The organism is Streptomyces sp. JNUCC 64, from assembly GCF_054484115.1.
Map to the genome: position 1 here is coordinate 3,779,132 of NZ_CM137015.1, position 20,489 is coordinate 3,799,620.

The 20,489-nt window shown below is 70.9% G+C and carries 8 protein-coding genes and 3 rRNA genes; 4 read left to right on the top strand and 7 right to left on the bottom strand.

The window, feature by feature from the left end:
* Positions 1-74: 74 nt before the first annotated feature.
* The 4 genes from rrf to ACVWNX_RS15470 form a co-directional block, all read right to left on the bottom strand.
* A 5S ribosomal RNA gene (rrf, locus tag ACVWNX_RS15455) occupies positions 75-191 on the bottom strand.
* Positions 192-285: 94 nt separating this feature from the next.
* A 23S ribosomal RNA gene (locus tag ACVWNX_RS15460) occupies positions 286-3,413 on the bottom strand.
* 334 nt (positions 3,414-3,747) lie between these two features.
* Positions 3,748-5,275 (bottom strand): 16S ribosomal RNA (locus ACVWNX_RS15465).
* Together the 16S, 23S and 5S rRNA genes form the textbook arrangement of a ribosomal RNA operon.
* 668 nt (positions 5,276-5,943) lie before the next feature.
* Positions 5,944-6,492 (bottom strand): MarR family winged helix-turn-helix transcriptional regulator, encoded by a 549-nt coding sequence (locus ACVWNX_RS15470; RefSeq protein ID WP_454414506.1) that lies wholly within the window; start codon positions 6,490-6,492, stop codon positions 5,944-5,946.
* A gap of 125 nt (positions 6,493-6,617) precedes the next feature.
* On the opposite strand from ACVWNX_RS15470, the gene ACVWNX_RS15475 reads away from it, so the two are divergent.
* Positions 6,618-7,952 carry an MFS transporter gene (locus ACVWNX_RS15475; RefSeq protein WP_454414784.1) on the top strand — a complete coding sequence of 445 codons (1,335 nt, stop codon included), beginning with the start codon at positions 6,618-6,620 and terminating at the stop codon, positions 7,950-7,952.
* Positions 7,953-8,058: 106 nt separating this feature from the next.
* On the opposite strand, the gene ACVWNX_RS15480 is transcribed toward ACVWNX_RS15475, so the two are convergent.
* Positions 8,059-9,750 (bottom strand): ATP-binding SpoIIE family protein phosphatase, encoded by a 1,692-nt coding sequence (locus tag ACVWNX_RS15480; protein WP_454414507.1) that lies wholly within the window; start codon positions 9,748-9,750, stop codon positions 8,059-8,061.
* A 122-nt stretch (positions 9,751-9,872) separates the two neighbouring features.
* A complete protein-coding gene (locus ACVWNX_RS15485; protein ID WP_454414785.1) occupies positions 9,873-11,327 on the bottom strand; it encodes an NAD(P)/FAD-dependent oxidoreductase in 1,455 nt (484 codons plus the stop codon).
* Between the two features lie 489 nt (positions 11,328-11,816).
* On the opposite strand from ACVWNX_RS15485, the gene ACVWNX_RS15490 reads away from it, so the two are divergent.
* Together ACVWNX_RS15490 and ACVWNX_RS15495 are read left to right on the top strand one after the other, a co-directional pair.
* Positions 11,817-12,686, top strand: coding sequence for a TetR/AcrR family transcriptional regulator (locus tag ACVWNX_RS15490; RefSeq protein ID WP_454414508.1), 870 nt, complete (start codon positions 11,817-11,819; stop codon positions 12,684-12,686).
* A 495-nt stretch (positions 12,687-13,181) separates the two neighbouring features.
* Entirely contained in the window at positions 13,182-15,347 is a 2,166-nt protein-coding gene (locus tag ACVWNX_RS15495; RefSeq protein WP_454414786.1) for a sigma-70 family RNA polymerase sigma factor, read from the top strand.
* A gap of 133 nt (positions 15,348-15,480) precedes the next feature.
* On the opposite strand, the gene ACVWNX_RS15500 is transcribed toward ACVWNX_RS15495, so the two are convergent.
* A complete protein-coding gene (locus ACVWNX_RS15500) occupies positions 15,481-17,634 on the bottom strand; it encodes an asparagine synthase-related protein (protein WP_454414509.1) in 2,154 nt (717 codons plus the stop codon).
* Positions 17,635-18,982: 1,348 nt separating this feature from the next.
* On the opposite strand from ACVWNX_RS15500, the gene ACVWNX_RS15505 reads away from it, so the two are divergent.
* Positions 18,983-20,407 (top strand): MFS transporter, encoded by a 1,425-nt coding sequence (locus tag ACVWNX_RS15505; RefSeq protein ID WP_454414510.1) that lies wholly within the window; start codon positions 18,983-18,985, stop codon positions 20,405-20,407.
* The last annotated feature ends 82 nt before the right edge of the window (positions 20,408-20,489 follow it).

The following is a 20,489-nucleotide window of genomic DNA, read 5'->3' on the forward strand; positions in this document are numbered from 1 at the left end:
CCGGAAACGCGAAAAAGCCGTGTGTCCCGGAGAGAAGAAATTCTCTTCGGGACACACGGCTTCATGCAATTTTAGTTCGGCGGCGTCCTACTCTCCCACAGGGTCCCCCCTGCAGTACCATCGGCGCTGAAAGGCTTAGCTTCCGGGTTCGGAATGTAACCGGGCGTTTCCCTAACGCTATAACCACCGAAACACTACGAAACACACACCAACACACACTCCCCTACCAGGGAAGAGTGCTGGTTGTTCGTGGTTTCAGAACCAACACAGTGGACGCGAGCAACTGAGGACAAGCCCTCGGCCTATTAGTACCAGTCAACTCCACCGGTCACCCGGCTTCCATATCTGGCCTATCAACCCAGTCGTCTACTGGGAGCCTTACCCCATCAAGTGGGTGGGAGCCCTCATCTCGAAGCAGGCTTCCCGCTTAGATGCTTTCAGCGGTTATCCCTCCCGAACGTAGCCAACCAGCCATGCCCTTGGCAGGACAACTGGCACACCAGAGGTTCGTCCGTCCCGGTCCTCTCGTACTAGGGACAGCCCTTCTCAAGACTCCTACGCGCGCAGCGGATAGGGACCGAACTGTCTCACGACGTTCTAAACCCAGCTCGCGTACCGCTTTAATGGGCGAACAGCCCAACCCTTGGGACCGACTCCAGCCCCAGGATGCGACGAGCCGACATCGAGGTGCCAAACCATCCCGTCGATATGGACTCTTGGGGAAGATCAGCCTGTTATCCCCGGGGTACCTTTTATCCGTTGAGCGACGGCGCTTCCACAAGCCACCGCCGGATCACTAGTCCCGACTTTCGTCCCTGCTCGACCCGTCGGTCTCACAGTCAAGCTCCCTTGTGCACTTACACTCAACACCTGATTACCAACCAGGCTGAGGGAACCTTTGGGCGCCTCCGTTACTCTTTAGGAGGCAACCGCCCCAGTTAAACTACCCATCAGACACTGTCCCTGATCCGGATCACGGACCCAGGTTAGACATCCAGCACGACCAGAGTGGTATTTCAACAACGACTCCACAACCACTGGCGTGGCCGCTTCAAAGTCTCCCACCTATCCTACACAAGCCGAACCGAACACCAATATCAAACTGTAGTAAAGGTCCCGGGGTCTTTCCGTCCTGCTGCGCGAAACGAGCATCTTTACTCGTAGTGCAATTTCACCGGGCCTATGGTTGAGACAGTCGAGAAGTCGTTACGCCATTCGTGCAGGTCGGAACTTACCCGACAAGGAATTTCGCTACCTTAGGATGGTTATAGTTACCACCGCCGTTTACTGGCGCTTAAGTTCTCAGCTTCGCCACACCGAAATGCAGCTAACCGGTCCCCTTAACGTTCCAGCACCGGGCAGGCGTCAGTCCGTATACATCGCCTTACGGCTTCGCACGGACCTGTGTTTTTAGTAAACAGTCGCTTCTCGCTGGTCTCTGCGGCCACCCCCAGCTCAAGGCGCGAAGCCCATCACCAGAAATGGCCCCCCTTCTCCCGAAGTTACGGGGGCATTTTGCCGAGTTCCTTAACCATAGTTCACCCGAACGCCTCGGTATTCTCTACCTGACCACCTGAGTCGGTTTAGGGTACGGGCCGCCATAAAACTCGCTAGAGGCTTTTCTCGACAGCATAGGATCATCCACTTCACCACAATCGGCTCGGCATCAGGTCTCAGGCACATGCCGGACGGATTTACCTATCCGACGCCCTACACCCTTACCCCGGGACAACCACCGCCCGGGCTGGACTACCTTCCTGCGTCACCCCATCACTCACCTACTACCACCTCGGGTCACCGGCTCCACCACTCCCACCCACAGCAAAACTGGAGGCAGGCGGCTTCACGGGCTTAGCATCAGAGGATTCAATGTTTGACGCTCTACAGCGGGTACCGGAATATCAACCGGTTATCCATCGACTACGCCTGTCGGCCTCGCCTTAGGTCCCGACTTACCCTGGGCAGATCAGCTTGACCCAGGAACCCTTAGTCAATCGGCGCACACGTTTCCCACGTGTGTATCGCTACTCATGCCTGCATTCTCACTCGTGAACCGTCCACCACTGCCTTCCGGCGCGGCTTCACCCGGCACACGACGCTCCCCTACCCAACCCAGCGGGCGTTGGCCCTATATGCTGGATTGACACGACTTCGGCGGTACGCTTGAGCCCCGCTACATTGTCGGCGCGGAATCACTAGACCAGTGAGCTATTACGCACTCTTTCAAGGGTGGCTGCTTCTAAGCCAACCTCCTGGTTGTCTCTGCGACTCCACATCCTTTCCCACTTAGCGTACGCTTAGGGGCCTTAGTCGATGCTCTGGGCTGTTTCCCTCTCGACCATGGAGCTTATCCCCCACAGTCTCACTGCCGCGCTCTCACTTACCGGCATTCGGAGTTTGGCTAAGGTCAGTAACCCGGTAGGGCCCATCGCCTATCCAGTGCTCTACCTCCGGCAAGAAACACACGACGCTGCACCTAAATGCATTTCGGGGAGAACCAGCTATCACGGAGTTTGATTGGCCTTTCACCCCTAACCACAGGTCATCCCCCAGGTTTTCAACCCTGGTGGGTTCGGTCCTCCACGACCTCTTACAGCCGCTTCAACCTGCCCATGGCTAGATCACTCCGCTTCGGGTCTTGGGCATGCTACTCAAACGCCCTATTCGGACTCGCTTTCGCTACGGCTTCCCCACACGGGTTAACCTCGCAACACACCGCAAACTCGCAGGCTCATTCTTCAAAAGGCACGCAGTCACGACACAAGAAAGCAAGCTCCCTTGTGCGACGCTCCCACGGCTTGTAGGCACACGGTTTCAGGTACTATTTCACTCCCCTCCCGGGGTACTTTTCACCATTCCCTCACGGTACTATCCGCTATCGGTCACCAGGGAATATTTAGGCTTAGCGGGTGGTCCCGCCAGATTCACACGGGATTTCTCGGGCCCCGTGCTACTTGGGTGTCTCTCAAGCAAGCCGTCAATGTTTCAGCTACGGGGGTCTTACCCTCTACGCCGGACCTTTCGCATGTCCTTCGCCTACATCAACGGTTTCTGACTCGCCTCACAGCCGGCAGACTGTAAAAGAGAGATCCCACAACCCCCTGCATGCAACCCCTGCCGGGTCTCACACATACAAGGTTTAGCCTCATCCGGTTTCGCTCGCCACTACTCCCGGAATCACGGTTGTTTTCTCTTCCTGCGGGTACTGAGATGTTTCACTTCCCCGCGTTCCCTCCACATGCCCTATGTGTTCAGGCAAGGGTGACAGCCCATGACGACTGCCGGGTTTCCCCATTCGGAAACCCCCGGATCAAAGCCTGGTTGACGACTCCCCGGGGACTATCGTGGCCTCCCACGTCCTTCATCGGTTCCTGGTGCCAAGGCATCCACCGTGCGCCCTTAAAAACTTGGCCACAGATGCTCGCGTCCACTGTGCAGTTCTCAAACAACGACCAACCACCCGTCACAGCCCGCCGAAACAGACCTTTACCGGGGTCGGCAACCGAAGACCCAGCCATCACGGCCGTGCCCTCAGACACCCAACAGCATGCCCGGCCCGCCCTTGCCCGAAGATCACGCGTTCCACGCCCGTCACCGAAGTGACAAGCAGTACTAGCGGCCTCCGGCCCAAGCACGAGCCGAATAGTCAACGTTCCACCCATGAGCAACCAGCACCGGACATTCGCCGGTGTACTGGCCTCTGAACCAACCAGACCGAAACCTGGAAGGCTAAGAAGTGCTCCTTAGAAAGGAGGTGATCCAGCCGCACCTTCCGGTACGGCTACCTTGTTACGACTTCGTCCCAATCGCCAGTCCCACCTTCGACAGCTCCCTCCCACAAGGGGTTGGGCCACCGGCTTCGGGTGTTACCGACTTTCGTGACGTGACGGGCGGTGTGTACAAGGCCCGGGAACGTATTCACCGCAGCAATGCTGATCTGCGATTACTAGCGACTCCGACTTCATGGGGTCGAGTTGCAGACCCCAATCCGAACTGAGACCGGCTTTTTGAGATTCGCTCCACCTCACGGTATCGCAGCTCATTGTACCGGCCATTGTAGCACGTGTGCAGCCCAAGACATAAGGGGCATGATGACTTGACGTCGTCCCCACCTTCCTCCGAGTTGACCCCGGCGGTCTCCCGTGAGTCCCCAACCGGCCGAAACCGTTGCTGGCAACACGGGACAAGGGTTGCGCTCGTTGCGGGACTTAACCCAACATCTCACGACACGAGCTGACGACAGCCATGCACCACCTGTACACCGACCACAAGGGGGGCACCATCTCTGATGCTTTCCGGTGTATGTCAAGCCTTGGTAAGGTTCTTCGCGTTGCGTCGAATTAAGCCACATGCTCCGCCGCTTGTGCGGGCCCCCGTCAATTCCTTTGAGTTTTAGCCTTGCGGCCGTACTCCCCAGGCGGGGCACTTAATGCGTTAGCTGCGGCACGGACAACGTGGAATGTTGCCCACACCTAGTGCCCACCGTTTACGGCGTGGACTACCAGGGTATCTAATCCTGTTCGCTCCCCACGCTTTCGCTCCTCAGCGTCAGTATCGGCCCAGAGATCCGCCTTCGCCACCGGTGTTCCTCCTGATATCTGCGCATTTCACCGCTACACCAGGAATTCCGATCTCCCCTACCGAACTCTAGCCTGCCCGTATCGACTGCAGACCCGGGGTTAAGCCCCGGGCTTTCACAACCGACGCGACAAGCCGCCTACGAGCTCTTTACGCCCAATAATTCCGGACAACGCTCGCGCCCTACGTATTACCGCGGCTGCTGGCACGTAGTTAGCCGGCGCTTCTTCTGCAGGTACCGTCACTTTCGCTTCTTCCCTGCTGAAAGAGGTTTACAACCCGAAGGCCGTCATCCCTCACGCGGCGTCGCTGCATCAGGCTTTCGCCCATTGTGCAATATTCCCCACTGCTGCCTCCCGTAGGAGTCTGGGCCGTGTCTCAGTCCCAGTGTGGCCGGTCGCCCTCTCAGGCCGGCTACCCGTCGTCGCCTTGGTGAGCCGTTACCTCACCAACTAGCTGATAGGCCGCGGGTTCATCCTGCACCGCCGGAGCTTTCCACCCGCCCCCATGCAGGGGCAGGTCATATCCGGTATTAGACCCCGTTTCCAGGGCTTGTCCCAGAGTGCAGGGCAGATTACCCACGTGTTACTCACCCGTTCGCCACTAATCCCCGGCCGAAACCGGTTCATCGTTCGACTTGCATGTGTTAAGCACGCCGCCAGCGTTCGTCCTGAGCCAGGATCAAACTCTCCGTGAATGTGTACCCGTAATCGGGTGAACACCACGAGAGCGGAACAAACCGGGGAGGAATATCCCCGACTGTTCACAGCGTCCTCGCTGTGTATTTCTTCAAAGGAACCTCATCACCAGACCGAGTGGTCTAGGTGACGGGGTATCAACATATCTGGCGTTGACTTTTGGCACGCTGTTGAGTTCTCAAGGAACGGACGCTTCCTTTGTACTCACCCCAGCCTCTCGGCTGAAGCTTTCCTCCGGGCGCTTCCCTTCGGTGTTTCCGACTCTATCAGATCTTTCCGATCCGATTTCCTCGGTGCTTTCCAGTCCAGCGCTTCCGCGCTTTCCTTTCCGGCGGTTCCGACTCTATCAGATCTTGTTTCGATCCGATTCCCTGTCGAACGGGATTCCTGCTTGTCTTCCGGGCCTCGCGGCCGTTCCGACGTTTCAAACTCTAGCGGGTCTCCCCGGAGACTCATAATCGAGGTCCAGGGCCCATCGAAATTGAATTCGGGCAGGCCGAAAACATTCCCGCTGGGGTTCGTACGAAGAGTTTGGTTGCCGCTGACGCGGCGAGAGGTGCTGACGCAGAACCGTTACGGCTCGGCGGCAACTCGGAGAACCTTACGGATCGGCGGGACGCCTGTCAACCGCCGCAGGTCAAGTTCTTTTCCGGCGGGCGGGCCCGGGTCAGTCCAGGTCGGTGAGACGGCCGCCCGCGTCCGGCTGGGCGTGTTCCACCCGGCGCAGCAAGCGGGTGAGGACCTCGCCGAGGACCGTGCGCTCCTCGGTGGAGAGGTCCTGGAGGAGGTCCTCCTCGAAGACGGAGGCGAGGCGCATGGCCTCCAGCCACTTCTCCCGGCCGTGCTCGGTCAGCTCGATGATGACGCGGACCCGGTTGGTCTCGTCGCGGTCCCGGGTGACCAGGCCCTCGCCGACCATGCGGTCGATGCGATGGGTCATGGCGGCGGGGGTGAGGCCGAGGCGCTTGGCGAGGTCTCCAGGGCCAAGCTGATAGGGGGCGCCGGAGAGGACGAGGGCCTTGAGGACCTCCCACTCGGCGTTGCTGATGCCGAGGGTCGCTGTCTGGCGGCCGTAGGCGACGCTCATCCGCCGGTTGAGCCGGCCGAGGGCCGACACGATCTTCTCGACCTGGGGGTCGAGGCCCTGGAACTCGCGCTGATAGGCGGCGATCTGTTCGTCGAGGCTCGGCTCGCCCTCGGCCGGGGTGTGAGGCATGGCCGCAGTATGACATGAACCCACTTGGCATCGAAGTCCTTCTGCGTATACTGTTCAAGTTCTAACTTTAGTTTTGAAGTCTTCATAGGTAAGGGCAGGTGGAAGTGACCAGGGCGAAGGGCGCGATGCGCCGGATCCAGACGGGCAGCGCGCTGAGTGCGTTCGGCATCGGCTTCACGGTGCCGTTCCTCTATGTCTATGTGGCGCGGGTGCGGGATCTGGGACCGACGGTCGCCGGGCTGGTGCTCGCGGCGTTCGCGGTGGCCGCGCTGATCGCCCTGCCCTTCGTCGGCCGGGTCATCGACCGGCGCGGTCCGCTGCCGGTGCTGGTCGGCGCCTCGGTGACGGCGTCGGTGGGCGCCCTGGCGCTCGGGGTGTCGGGCACCGCCGCGACGGCGGTGGCCTCGGCCGCGGTGCTCGGCGCGGGCACCGCGGTGATGCAGCCCGCGCTGGCGACGATGATCGTGTGGTGCTCGGAGCCCGCCGGGCGGACCCGGGCCTTCGCCACGCAGTTCTTCCTCCAGAACCTCGGCCTCGGCGTCGGCGGTCTCATCGGCGGACAGCTCGTCGACGAGCACCGGCCGGGCAGCTTCACCGTGCTGTTCCTGATCGAGGCCGTGATGTTCCTGGTGCTCGGCGCCATCGCGGCCGGGGTGCGGATGCCCGTCGCGGAGTCCGGGCCGGGCGGGCCGGTCACCGGTGGCCGTACCGGCGGTGGACTGCGGTCGCTGCTGGGGCACCGGGCGATGGTGCAGTTGATGGTGCTGGGGTTCGTGCTGTTCTTCGCCTGCTACGGACAGTTCGAGTCGGGGCTGGCCGCGTACGGGGTGGAGGCGGCCGGGATCTCGCCGTCGACGCTGGGCGTCGCGCTGGCCGCCAACACGGCCGTGATCGTCATCGCGCAGTTCGCGGTGCTGCGGTTCGTCGAGTACCGCAAGCGGTCGCGGGTGATCGCGTCGGTCGGGCTGATCTGGGCGGTGGCCTGGGCCGCCGCCGCGTACGCGGGGCTCGGCAACGGCAGCCAGGCGATGGCCACGGCCGCGTTCATCTCCACGTACGCGCTGTTCGGACTGGGCGAGGCGCTGCTGTCGCCGACGGTGGCCCCGCTGGTCGCGGATCTCGCGCCGAGCGGGATGGTGGGCCAGTACAACTCGGCGTTCGCGCTGGTCAAGCAGTTGGCCTTGGCGGTGGGTCCGGCGGTGGGCGGTCCGATGGGCGCCTCGTTGCACGGTCCGTACGTGCTGACGTTCCTGGTGTTCTCGCTGGGGATCACCTGGCTGGCCGTCCGGCTGGGCCGGGAACTCACCCCGGAGCAGAACCAGCCGTCGCTGGCCGCGCCCCGGGTGGTCGCGCTCGGCAAGGCCCCTACGGCCGGAGCCGAGGCGCCGGTCGCGGTCGGGACCGCGAGCGGGGTCCCGACCGTGGCCGCGAGCGGGGCTCAAGCGGGCGTGGGGGCGTAGGACGCCGGCTCGTCTCCCGTCCCCCTGCTTCCCCCTCGTCCCCTGTCCCTCGTCCGTTCGGTGTCGCGCCGCTCCCGGGTCCGTCCCGGGGGCGGCGTCCGTCGTGTCAGGGGGTGGTGGTGCCGGTCGTCGTGGGTGGCTGGTCGGGGGTCGGGAGGGTGAACTCGCACCACACGGACTTGCCGCCGTCGGGGGTGCGGCGGGAGCCCCAGGCGGCGGCGATGGTGGCGACGATGGCGATGCCCCGGCCCGCCTCGTCGACGGGTTCGGCCTGGCGGCGGCGGGGCAGGTGGTCGTCCCCGTCGGTCACCTCGATGATCAGACGGCGGTCCGTGCGGCGCAGTCTCAGCCGCATCGGCGGGGTGCCGTGCTGGAGGGAGTTGGCGACGAGTTCGCTGGCCGCGAGGACGCCCAGGTCGTGGAGGTCGGGCGGGAAGCGCCAGCTGGCGAGGACTCCGGAGGCGAAGGCCCGGGCGCGGGGCGCCGCCTCGACGCCGCCGAGGAGTTCCAGGGCGGCGTTGCGGAACAGCTCGCCGTCGGGACCGGTGCGGGCCGGGTGCTGGAGGACCAGGACGGCGACGTCGTCGTCGTGGTCGGCGGTGACGCCCGCGGTGCGGATGAGGCGGTCGCAGACGACCTGGGGGGTGCCGGTGGCCCCGGCGAGGGCGTGCGCGAGGGCCGCGACGCCGTCGTCGATGTCCTCGCCCCGGCGTTCGACCAGGCCGTCGGTGTAGAGGACGGCGGTGGAGCCGGGGGCGAGGGGGACCGTGCCGGAGGCGTGCAGCCAGCCGCCGGTGCCGAGCGGCGGGCCGGTCGGCTCGGCCGCGCGGTGGACGGTGCCGTGCTCGTCGCGGACCAGGATCGGCAGGTGTCCGGCGGAGGCGTAGACGAGGGTGCCCTCGTTGGGGTCGTGGACGGCGTAGGCGCAGGTCGCGATCTGGTTGGCGTCGATCTCGGTGGCGAGGCCGTCGAGGAGCTGGAGCACCTCGTGGGGCGGCAGGTCGAGCCGGGCGTAGGCGCGGACGGCGGTGCGCAGCTGGCCCATCACGGCGGCGGCGCGCACCCCCCGGCCCATGACGTCGCCGATGACGAGGGCGGTGCGGCCGCCGCCGAGGGTGATGACGTCGTACCAGTCGCCGCCGACGGCGGCCTCGGTGCCGCCGGGGTGGTAGGTGGCGGCGACCCGGAGGTCGTCGGGTTCCTCCAGTTCCTGGGGGAGCAGGGAGCGCTGGAGGGTGACGGCGGTCTCGCGCTGGCCGCGTTCGCCCGCGCGCAGGCGTTCGGCGGCCTCGGCGTGGTCGGTGACGTCGACGGCGAAGACCATGACGCCGCCGGGGGCGCCGTCCGGGGTGCCGGGGCGGTCGAGCGGGGTGCAGGTGAAGGTGTAGGAGCGGCCGTCGGGGGCCTTGCGGGACTTCACCGTGCGGGGTTTGGCGCTGCGCAGGACCTGGTCGAGGAGGGGGAGCAGGCTGAGCTCGCCCAGTTCGGGCAGGGCCTCGTGGGCGGGGGCGCCGGTGGGGCGGGGGCCGAACGCGGTGGTCCAGGCGTCGTTGACGTACGCCAGGTGGTGCGCGGGGCCGTGGAGGAGGGCGACGAGGGCCGGGGCCCGGTCGAGGACCGCGGGGACCGGCAGGTCCGCGAGGACGTCGGTGGACGTGTCGGGTGCGGTGGGGTGTTCGCCGCGGGCCGCGGGGACGGGGTTGTCGCCCGGTGCCGCCGGGGAGGCGCGGTGCTCGGATCGGGCGGCGGCGCGGCGCTGTGTTCCGGGGAGCCGGGCGCTCCAGCGCGTGAAGTTCACTGGGTAGAAGCCTCGTGGGGTCGAGGGGCGGGCGGGCCGCCCGTGGGTCGCGGGAGCCAGTCTGGCCGATTGGTCCGACATCCGTCAGACGTCGGGTGCGCGGAGGGAGTTCCCCGTCTCGGTCAGGACGACCCCTTCGGGTCATTCGGGTCGTCGGGGGCGGTGTCCCCCGTCGGCCGTCCGGGGCCGTCTCCGGTGCCGGGCCCCGGTACGGAGCCGCTCCCGGTGCCGGGTCCGGTGCCGGGTCCGGAGCCGGGGTGTCCGCCTCCGAAGGGGTGGCCTCCGAAGGGGTCGCCTCCGGTGGCGTCGCCTCCCAAGTGGTCGCCTCTGGGGTGTTCGAGGGAGCCCAGGGAGACGATCTCGCGGGTGAAGAGCCCGGCGAGGACCCATTCGGCGAGGACGCGGGCCTTGCGGTTGGCGGTCGGCACCCGGCGCAGGTGGTGGACGCGGTGCAGCAGCCAGGCGGGGTAGCCGGTGACGCGGCGGCCCCGGACGCGGGCGACGCCCTGGTGGAGGCCGAGGGTGGCGACGGAGCTGGTGGGCCGGTGGGTGTAGGCCGTCAGCGGTCTGCCGTCGAGGGCGGCGGCGATGTTGTCGCCGAGGAGCCGGGCCTGGCGCAGGGCGTGCTGGGCGGTGGGCGCGGTGTGGGTGCCGGGGGCGGTGAGGTCGGGGACGGCGGCGGCGTCACCGGCTCCCCAGGCGTGGGGGGCGCCGTCCACGGTCAGCTGTGCCGTGCATTTGAGCCGTCCGGAGCCGGTCAGCGGCAGGTCGGTGGCGTTGAGCAGGGGGTGCGGGGCGACCCCGGTGGTCCACACCAGGGTGCGGGTGGGGTGCCGGGTGCCGTCGTCGAGGGCGGCGACCCGGCCAAGACAGCTGTCGAGACGGGTGCGCAGCCGGACGTCCACGCCGCGTCTGCGCAGTTCGCTGAGGGTGTAGGCGCTGAGTCCGGGGTCGGCTTCGGGGAGCAGTCGGTCGGACGCCTCCACGAGGATCCACCGCATGTCGTCGGGGCTGAGGTTGTGGTAGTGGCGGGCGGCGTAGCGGGCCATGTCGGCCAGTTGCGCGAGGGCCTCGACGCCCGCGTAGCCGCCGCCGACGAAGACGAACGTGAGGGCGGCGTGCCGGACTTCGTGGTCGCGGGTGGAGGAGGCGATGTCGAGCTGTTCGATGACGTGGTTGCGCAGTCCGATGGCCTCCTCGACGGTGCGGAAGCCGATGCCGTGGTCGGCGAGGCCGGGGACGGGCAGCACCCGGGAGACCGAGCCGGGGGCGAGGACCAGTTCGTCGTAGGTGATCGTGGTGGCGCCGGTGCCCTCGTCGGCGGTGGCGACCGTGGTGACGGTGGCGGAGCGTTTGGTGTGGTCGACGCTGTGGGCCTCGCCGGTGATGACCCGGCAGCGGTCGAGGACGCGGCGCAGGGGGACGACGACGTGGCGGGGGGAGACCGCTCCGGCGGCGGCCTCGGGCAGCAGCGGCTGGTAGGTCATGTAGGGGCGGGGGGCGACCACGACGACCTCGGCCTCGCCGCGCCGGATCCGCGCCGCCAGGTTCCGCTGGAGGCGCAGGGCGGTGTACATCCCGACGTACCCGCCGCCGATCACGAGGACGCGGGTGGCGGGCGTCGGTCCGGGCGGTGTTCCCGGGGGGTTGGCGGCCTTCACCCACCCATGACGCAACGGGCTCGGGAGTTTGTCCACAGCCTGAGCAATTTGTGTGACCGGAAGTGGGTGGGAGGCCCTCGTCCGGGGGGCTTCCGAGAGGGTTCGCGCACGGGTCGGGTTTTCGATGGACACGCAGGTCAGAGGGTGGGAGCGGGCCCAGGTCAACCCATCCATTAGGGGTGGAACCGGGGCGTACTCCGATCGGGCGGTCCGTGTGGCGGAACGTGCCCCTTCTGAATCCACCCCTGCTCAACTATGTTCGTGTGACGTCGGGGTGTCGGGGGACACACTCGACGGGCCCACCCCAGGGGGCCCGTCCCGCACACGTTCCGGTCCCTCTTCCGCTCCGACTGCCGACGGCGGGGAGCGTCTCCGGGGGGAGACGTCTAAAACCGGGGGAAACATATGCATACGCAGGATCAGCAGTGGACGACCACGCCCACCTTGGCGTCCGGCGCGACGGCGGGGACCGGTCAGCGCGGAAGCGCGGAGGCGTCGCGCACGGCGCCGCTCCGGGTGGACGCCCAGCGGAATCTGGAGCACGTGCTGCGCGCGGCGCGCGAGGTGTTCGGCGAGCTGGGGTACGGCGCGCCGATGGAGGACGTGGCCCGCCGGGCGCGGGTCGGAGTGGGCACGGTGTACCGGCGGTTCCCCAGCAAGGACGTGCTGGTGCGGAGGATCGCCGAGGAGGAGACCGCCCGGTTGACGGACCAGGCGCGGGCCGCGCTGGGGCAGGAGGAGGAGCCCTGGTCGGCGCTGTCGCGGTTCCTGCGGACCTCGGTGGCCTCCGGCGCGGGACGGCTGCTGCCGCCGCACGTGCTGCGGGTGGGCGTCCTGGACGAGGACGCCCGGGGCGGCGCGGAACCGGACCTCACGGGGGCGGCGGCCGACCGCGCCGCCGCCGACCCGGGGGGATCCGCTCCCGCCGGGTCCGGCCTCGCCGGCGCGGGCTTCCCGGCCCAGGGCGGCGAGGAGTGGGACGAGGCCCGGGTGCCGCAGCAGCGCGGGGCCCGGAGCGGCGGCGGTGCGACGGGCGCCGGGGGTGCCGGGGAACTCGGGGGCGACGCCGGGGTCGCCGCGCTGCTGGACGTGGTCGGACGGCTGGTGGAACGGGCCCGGTCGGCCGGGGAGTTGCGCCGGGACGTGACCGTCTCGGACGTGCTGCTGGTGATCGCCACGGCCGCTCCCTCGCTGCCGGACGCGGCCCAGCAGGCCGCCGCGTCGGCACGGCTGCTGGACATCCTGCTGGAGGGGCTGCGCTCCAGGCCGTCCTGACGGCGCGAGGCGACGGCGCGGCGACGCGTGAGCGGGGCCGCCCCGGACGGAGGCGTGCGGGCGGGGCCGCCCGGACGGAGGCGCGTGGGCGGGTACGTCCGGGCGTAGGCGCGTGGGCGGGTACGTCCGCGCGGCCCGTCCGGGCGGCCCGTTGCCGTGGACGGGCCGCGCGGCTCGTCCGGGCGGGCCGACGCCGTCCGGACGGAGGTGCGCGGAGCCGTTCGGACGGAGCCGGGGGCGGGGTTCCCGGGCTCCGGAAGCGGTTCCGGGGGAGGAATCCAGCCAGAACCCGGACCGCGCGGAAGACGTCCGATATGCCCCACCGCGCCCCAAGTCCCTTTGGCAGGGAAACCGTTGGGGCGCGCTGGCCGGAAGTCAATGGCCGGAACAGAATGTCTCGGATGAGTGGCGGCCCGGGGTATCCCGTGAGGCCGTGACGACGGTGTGGCACCCTTGCCCGGTGGTCGTAGAGTGTGCGGGCGGGTGCTTTGCGTGATGGACGTGGACGGGCCGGAGGAACCGAAGGGCGCGACCGGAGGGGCCCGGAGCCCCTCGGCGCCCCAGGTGCCCGGCCAGGGGGGACCGGCCCGCGCGGCTGACGGCGCGCCGGACGGAACGCCCGACGGGGCGACGGACGGGCCCACCGACGGGGACATAGCGAACCCCGCCGCACCGGGGGCCGTCGCCCTCGGAACGGCCGTGCCGCAGCAGCGGCACCACGAGAACCACACGGCCCCTGCGGCCCACCCGGCGGGGGACACCGGTCCGCCGCCCTCCCCCGACCTCCCGCCCGCCGACGCCGAACTGATCGGACGGATGCGCGGGGGCGACGACTCCGCGTACGAGGAGCTGTACCGCCGTCACTCGCGGGCCGTGTACCGCTACGCGCGCACCTGCTGCCGTGACGGGCACACCGCCGACGACCTGACGGCCGAGGTCTTCGCCCGCATGCTCCAGGCGGTGCGCGGCGGTTCCGGTCCGGAGCACGCCGTCCGGGCCTATCTGCTCACCACGGTCCGGCGGGTCGCCGCGCACTGGACGAAGTCCGCCCGGCGGGAGCAACTCGTCGACGACTTCGCGCTGTTCGCGGCGCAGGCCGCCCGGGGCTCCGAGGTCGCGGACGGCACCTCCGTCGACGAGGGCGCCGACGTCCGGGCCATGCGCGCCGCCGAACGCTCCATGGCGATGCGGGCGTTCCGCAGCCTCCCGGAGCGCTGGCAGGCGGTGCTCTGGCACACCGAGGTCGAGGACGAGTCCCCCAGCGAGGTCGCCACCCTGTTCGGGCTGGACGCCAACGGCACCCGGGTCCTGGCCAGCCGGGCCCGCGAGGGGCTCAAGCAGGCGTACCTCCAGGCCCATGTGAGCGCGGCGCTGACCGCCGACGAGGAGTGCGCCCGGTACGCGGACCGGTTGGGCGCCTACGCCCGGGGCGGTCTGCGGGCGCGGGCCGAGCGGGGGCTGCGCAAGCACCTGGAGGAGTGCGCCCGCTGCCGTCTCGCGGCGGGGCAGATCAAGGAAGTCGCGGGTGGCATCCCCGCGGTCGTGCCCATCGCCGTCATCGGCTGGTTCGGGGCGGCCGGGTACGCGAAGGTCGCCGCGCTGGTCGGCGGCGGGACCGCCGCGAGCGCGGCGAGCGGGGCCGCCGCCGCGAGCGGCGGGGTCACCGGGGGTTCGTCGGGTGCCGGGGGCGCGGCCGGGTCCGCCGGGGGGACGGCGGGCGGCGCCGGGGCCTCCGGCGGGAACGCCGGGGGCGCGGCGCTGTCGGAGGCGGTCGGCGGGCCCGTCAAGGCGGGCATCGGCGCGGCGGTCGCCGTGGCGGCGGCCGTCGCCGTGGCGCTGGCGCTGGTCGGCAACGACGCCTCGGAGCCCGACCGGCCGAAGGCGAAGCCGCCGCTGTCGCAGCCGGGGGAGGCACCACCGGTCGCCAAGCCGGAACCGGTGCCGTCCGAACCCGAACCGGCCGGGGCGCCCCCGGCCGCCGCGCCGGAGCCCCCGGCGGAGGAGCCCGCCCCGGAGCCGTCCGTGCCCCCGGCGACTCCGGAGCCCGCCGCGCCTTCGGAGTCTCCGGAGCCGACGCCCGAGCCCTCGCCCAGCCCCGAGGAAGCGACGCCCACCCCGACCCCGTCGCCGTCTCCCGAGCCCACTCCCACCCCGACGCCGACACCGACACCCACGCCGACCCCGTCGCCGTCGCCCTCCCCCGAGCCGGAGCCCGAAGCGCCCGCGCCGCCCGTCGTGTACGAGTGGAGCGAGCTGCGGTACGCGGGGGTCGGGGACGGCGGCGGGCCCGAGATGCGGCCAGGGGAGAGCAGTTGGGTGTGGCAGCGGCGGGGGCTGATGATCGGCGGCCGGGTCCATCCGCACGGGGTGACCGTGCACGGACGGTCGTCGGTGACCATCGACCTCAACCGCGCCTGCCGTTCCTACGAGGCGGTGGCCGGGGTGGACGACCTGTCGCTGGGCGCGGGCGCGGTGCGGTTCTCCGTCCACGCGGACGGGGCCCTGCTGTGGCGGTCGCCGCTGGTGCGGGCCGGTGAGCCGGGCGTGCCCGTGAGCGTCGACCTGACCGGACGGTCCACGGTCCGGCTGGTCGTGGAGCCGGACTCGGTGCTCGACACCTACGTGCTGGCGGACTGGGCGAGTTCCCGGTTCAGCTGCTGAGCGTCCGCCCGCCGGGGCGGGGCGGGACGTCCGGTGGGGGCGGTTTCGTCATCCCTTGCCGCGTTCGTCCCCTCCGGTCGGGCCGGGGCGGGCGCCGGTCAGCGGTCAGCGGGGGCGGTCAGCCGGGCGCCGGTCAGGGGCGGGCCGCCGTGCCGAGGGCGCCCCGGGTCCGGCCGAGGGCGCCCCGTTCGGCGACGACCGTGCCGGTGGGCACCGCGCGCTGGCGGGCGGGGGTGCCCGTCCAGCAGGTGCCGCGCCGGGCCAGCAGCCGGCGCAGCCAGAGTTCGACGGAGACCAGGTCCGCGAGGCCCGCGAGGCCGTCCGGGGAGAGGGCCTGGCCCTCGGCGGCGGCGCGCAGGGCCTCCCGGACGACCCGGGCCTCCACGAGTCCGGCGTCCGCGAGCAGCGGGGTGTCGAACAGGGCCGTCAGGTCGTCGAGGGCGACGTGCAGTCCGGCGCGGGCGGCGGCCGCGTGGGGGGCGTGGGACGGGGTGCCCCAGCCGGGCGGGAGGTCGGAGACCCCGGCGCCCTCCAGGACGTCGCGGAGGATCTCGGCGCGGGCGCCGGGCCGCACCCGCAGCGCCTCCGGCAGTGCCCGGCAGGCGCGGACCACCTGGTTGTCGAGGAACGGGGCGTGCAGTCGCTGGAAGCGGACCTCGGCGGCCTGTTCGAGGACGCGCAGGTCGGCGGCGTGCCGGGCGAGGGCGGCGCGGGCCCGGAAGTCGCCGGGGCGCTGGCCGGGGCCGGGTCCCGGGCGGTTCGCGGCGCTCTGGACCCGGCCGGAGACCTCCGCGAGGGCCTCTCCGGTGAGCCAGCGGGCGGCGGGGCCGGGGCGCGCCCAGGCGAGGGCGGCGAGGGAGGCCCCGACGGCTCCGGCGGGTTCGTCCAGCCGTCGGCGGAGCAGCCGTTCGGCGAGGCCGTCGACGCCCGCCCGGTAGGGGGTGCGGGCGAGCCGCCGGGCGGCGCCGTAGATCCGGGCGGGGACGAGGACGGAGAGGGGTCCGTCGGCCTTGCTGAGGGCGGCGACGGGCCGGACCAGATGGCGGCGCTTGCGGTCCATCAGGAGGTCCGCGAGCCGGGCGGGGTGGGCGTCGAGTACCTGGCGGGCGCCGAGTCCGGTGAGGTGGTCGGCGCTGCCCGCGGCGAGCCGGGCGCGGTGGCGGGCGGCGGTGACGAGGGAGGGGCCGGGCTCGTCGGTGAGCGGGCCGTCCAGGTCGGCGTACGGGAGGGTCTCCTCGCCGCCCGTGACGACGACGTGGTGGAGGCGGGGGTCGGCGGCGAGGGCCCCGGCGCGGGCGATCTCGTCGCCCTGGGGGTCGGCGCCGCCGGGCGCGGCGCGGGCGGTGAGGTCGTTGAAGGTGACGGCGAGGAGGCGTTCGCCGCCGCCGGTGCCGTGGCCGAGGACGGTGCCGGGGACGCCGGGCAGTCCCGCCGCGAGCAGGGCGAGGGTGGCGGAGGCGGGGCCGCCGGAGAGGTCGGCGCCGATGCCGGGGGCGGGGGTGCCGCGGGCGGCGCGGCGTTCGGCGGGGCCCATCCCGGGGACGGGTCCGGGGTCGGCGAGCGCGCCGGGGACGTGCCGGGGCGCGGACAACCGGGCGCGCACGGCCTCCACGAGCGCGTCCCGCACCCCCGCGACGGCGCTGGCGGCGTCGGTGGGCGGGGCGGCGACGGCGAGGGAGGTGACGTGGTCGTACCCGGCGATCTCCCGGGCGCCCTGACGCAGGATCAGGGCGTGGCCGGGCGGGACCCGGTGGACCCCGAGGTAGGGGGTGGAGTCGTGCAGGGCCTCGGGGACGTCGGGGGCGGCGAGCAGCGCGGCGAGGTGGCCGATGTCGAGGTGGGCCTCGACGAGGTCGGCGAGCGGGAGGGCGGCGGTGGCGTAGGCGGTGCCCCCGGCCCAGGGGGTGTGGAAGACGGGACGGGCGCCCGCGAGGTCGCCGACGACGGTGACCCGGCGGCCGGTGCGGACCACGGCGGTGTAGCTGCCGGGCCAGACGGTGAGGTGGCGCAGGGCGCCGCCGCGCGCGGCGACGAGTCCGAGGCGGAGCTCCTCGTCGGTGGCGCCGCAGGTGCCGAGGACGGCGAGGTGGCCGCCCGCGTCGGGGGTGCCGACGGTGCGGATCTCGTCGGGGCGCCAGTCCCCGACCGCCCACAGCGGGTCGGGGCCCTCCCACAGGGGCTGGGAGCCGACGGGCTGGACGTTCTCACCGTCGGGTCCGGCGACGCTCCCGGCGCCGTGTCCGGACGTGCCGGGGGCGGCCTTGCTCCACCCCACCAACCACCGCATCGACGCCTCCACAGGCTGTGGACAACCAGTGCACCGTACGAACGGGACCATGCTGCCACGAAGGAGGCCCGGGGTAACGCCTCACGGCCCGCTCGCCGTTCGGCTTCCGGGCCGCTTGCCGTTCGGCTTTCGGCTCGCTTGCCGTCCGGCTTCCGGGTGGGGCGGCGGTCGGCTGCCGGGCGGGGCGGCGGTCGGCGTCCGGCCCGCTCGCCGTTGGGCATCCCGGCGGGGTGCCGTCCGGCGTCCGGGCGGGGGTGGTGGTCGGCCTTCCCGACGGGGGTGACGTTCGCCCTCCGGGCGGGGGCGGCGGTGGGGCTGCCCGACGGGGGACGCGGTCGGCTGCCGGTCCGGGGGCGGCGGTGGGCTTCCCGGCGAAGGGGACGGTCGGCCTTCCCGGACGGGTCGAGGGTCGTCCTCGTGGTCGGCCCTCCCCCCGATCCGGGGTGGGCGCCCCGAAGGCCGCGACCGGGGCCGACCGGGCCGGTCACGGGCGGCCAGGGGGCGCTCCGCCGAGCCGCACTCCGGCGCGCGCCCCTTTCGAGCGCCGTGCGACCCCCGAGTGAGCCCCGTGCGATCCCCCGCCGCCCCGGGCGCCCCCTGGGCCCCGGCACCCCCTCGCGACCTCCGCGTTCCCGTCCGGATGACGCATCCACTGCCGGGCGATATGCCCGGAGGTCCCGGGCGGGTGTATACGGCCTACCGTGGGGTACGCGCCCCGTTCCGGAGCCCTCCACGGCGTGGGGACGGGCGGTCCGCCGCCTATGGGGGCGGGAGGGGCTTATGGGCACGGCGTCCCCGGTCGGCGTCCCGGCCCGGCGGAACGGGGAACCGGCGTACCCAAGGAGGCCGACAGGGTCGATATTCGGCCAACTTGGGCACGCCGGGAAGCCCGAAGGTCCTCAATGCGGACCGTTACGGGCACAACGCACAGTCCGGGAGGTGGTGTTCACCTCCCGGACCGGTCCGCCACCCGCGGGGATGAAGGCGGCGGTGTCCCCCAGCCCACTGGAAGCAGTTCAGCGGGCCGACCCACGCACCATCCATGGAACCCACCGGCCCCTCCAGCGAGAAGAGCGCACACCCGGGCGCACGGCCACACGACTGGAGCACGTGACGAGCGGGGGGCGGACGGGGCACGCGCCACAATCTCGCCATCCGGAACTATGCCTCTTAACGCATGGGATGCGCCGAACTACGCTGTGTGTGTCTGTGTTTCGCAGGGGCATATACCTCTGGGTACGGCCATCCGCTCATGCGGCCGACGCCCGGGGCGGCCCCCGGGGGGCGCGACGCGAATGCCGCGCGGTCACCGGCCGCCGCGGCGGCCGTCTGTGTCGAGGGGTGGCGCATGTCCAGGGAGCAACGCGGACCGAACGAGAAACTCGGCGCCGTTCTCGCCCTCGCGGGGATCAGCAACGCCGGACTGGCCCGCCGGGTCAACGACCTCGGGGCCCAGCGCGGTCTGACGCTCCGCTACGACAAGACCTCCGTGGCCCGCTGGGTGTCCAAGGGCATGGTGCCGCAGGGCGCCGCCCCGCACCTCATCGCGGCCGCCATCGGACAGAAGCTCGGCCGCCCGGTGCCCCTGCACGAGATCGGGCTGGCCGACGCCGACCCGGCCCCCGAGGTGGGGCTGGCGTTCCCCCGCGACGTGGGCGCGGCCGTCAAGTCCGCGACCGAGCTGTACCGGCTCGACCTCGCCGGACGCCGGGCCGGGAGCGGCGGCATCTGGCAGTCGCTCGCCGGGTCCTTCGCCGTCAGCGCGTACGCCACGCCCGCGTCCCGCTGGCTCATAACCCCGGCCGACAGCTCCGTCGCCCGTGACGCGAGCCCGGCCGAGGACAGCGGGTCGGCCCTGAAGGTCGGCCACAGCGACGTCACCAAACTCCGCGAGGCCGCCGAGGACGCCCGGCGCTGGGACTCCAAGTACGGCGGCGGCGACTGGCGTTCCTCCATGGTCCCCGAGTGCTTACGGGTGGAGGCCGCCCCGCTGCTGCTCGGCTCCTACTCCGACGAGGTCGGCCGAGCCCTGTTCGGCGCCGCCGCCGAGCTCACCCGGCTCGCGGGCTGGATGGCCTTCGACACCGGACAGCAGGAGGCCGCCCAGCGGTACTACATCCAGGCGCTCCGGCTGGCCCGCGCGGCGGCCGACGTGCCGCTCGGCGGGTACGTGCTGGCGTCGATGTCGCTCCAGGCGACGTACCGGGGCTTCGGCGACGAGGGCGTGGACCTCGCGCAGGCCGCCCTGGAGCGGAACCGGGGGCTCGCCACGGCCCGCACCATGAGCTTCTTCCGGCTCGTCGAGGCCCGCGCGCACGCCCGGGCCGGGGACGCGCAGGCCGCCGGGGCGGCGCTCAAGGCCGCCGAGGGCTGGCTGGAGCGTTCCCGGGACGGCGACCACGACCCCTCGTGGCTCGGCTTCTACTCGTACGACCGGTTCGCCGCCGACGCCGCCGAGTGCTACCGCGACCTCAAGGCGCCCCGCGAGGTCCGGCGCTTCACCGAGCAGGCCCTGTCCCGGCCGACCGAGGAGTTCGTCCGCTCGCACGGGCTGCGGCTGGTGGTGTCGGCCGTCGCGGAGCTGGAGTCGGGCAACCTCGACGCGGCCTGCGCCCAGGGCGTGCGCGCGGTGGAGGTCGCGGGCCGGATCTCCTCCGCCCGGACCACCGAGTACGTGCGCGACCTGCTGCACCGGCTGGAGCCGTACGGGGACGAGCCCCGGGTGGTCGAGCTGCGCGAGCGGGCCCGTCCGCTGCTGATGGCCCCGGCGTAGGGGCCCGGCTCGGGGCGCCGGTCCGCGAGGCCGGTCCACGGGGCCGGTCCACGGCGCCGGTCCACGGGGCCGGTCCGTACCG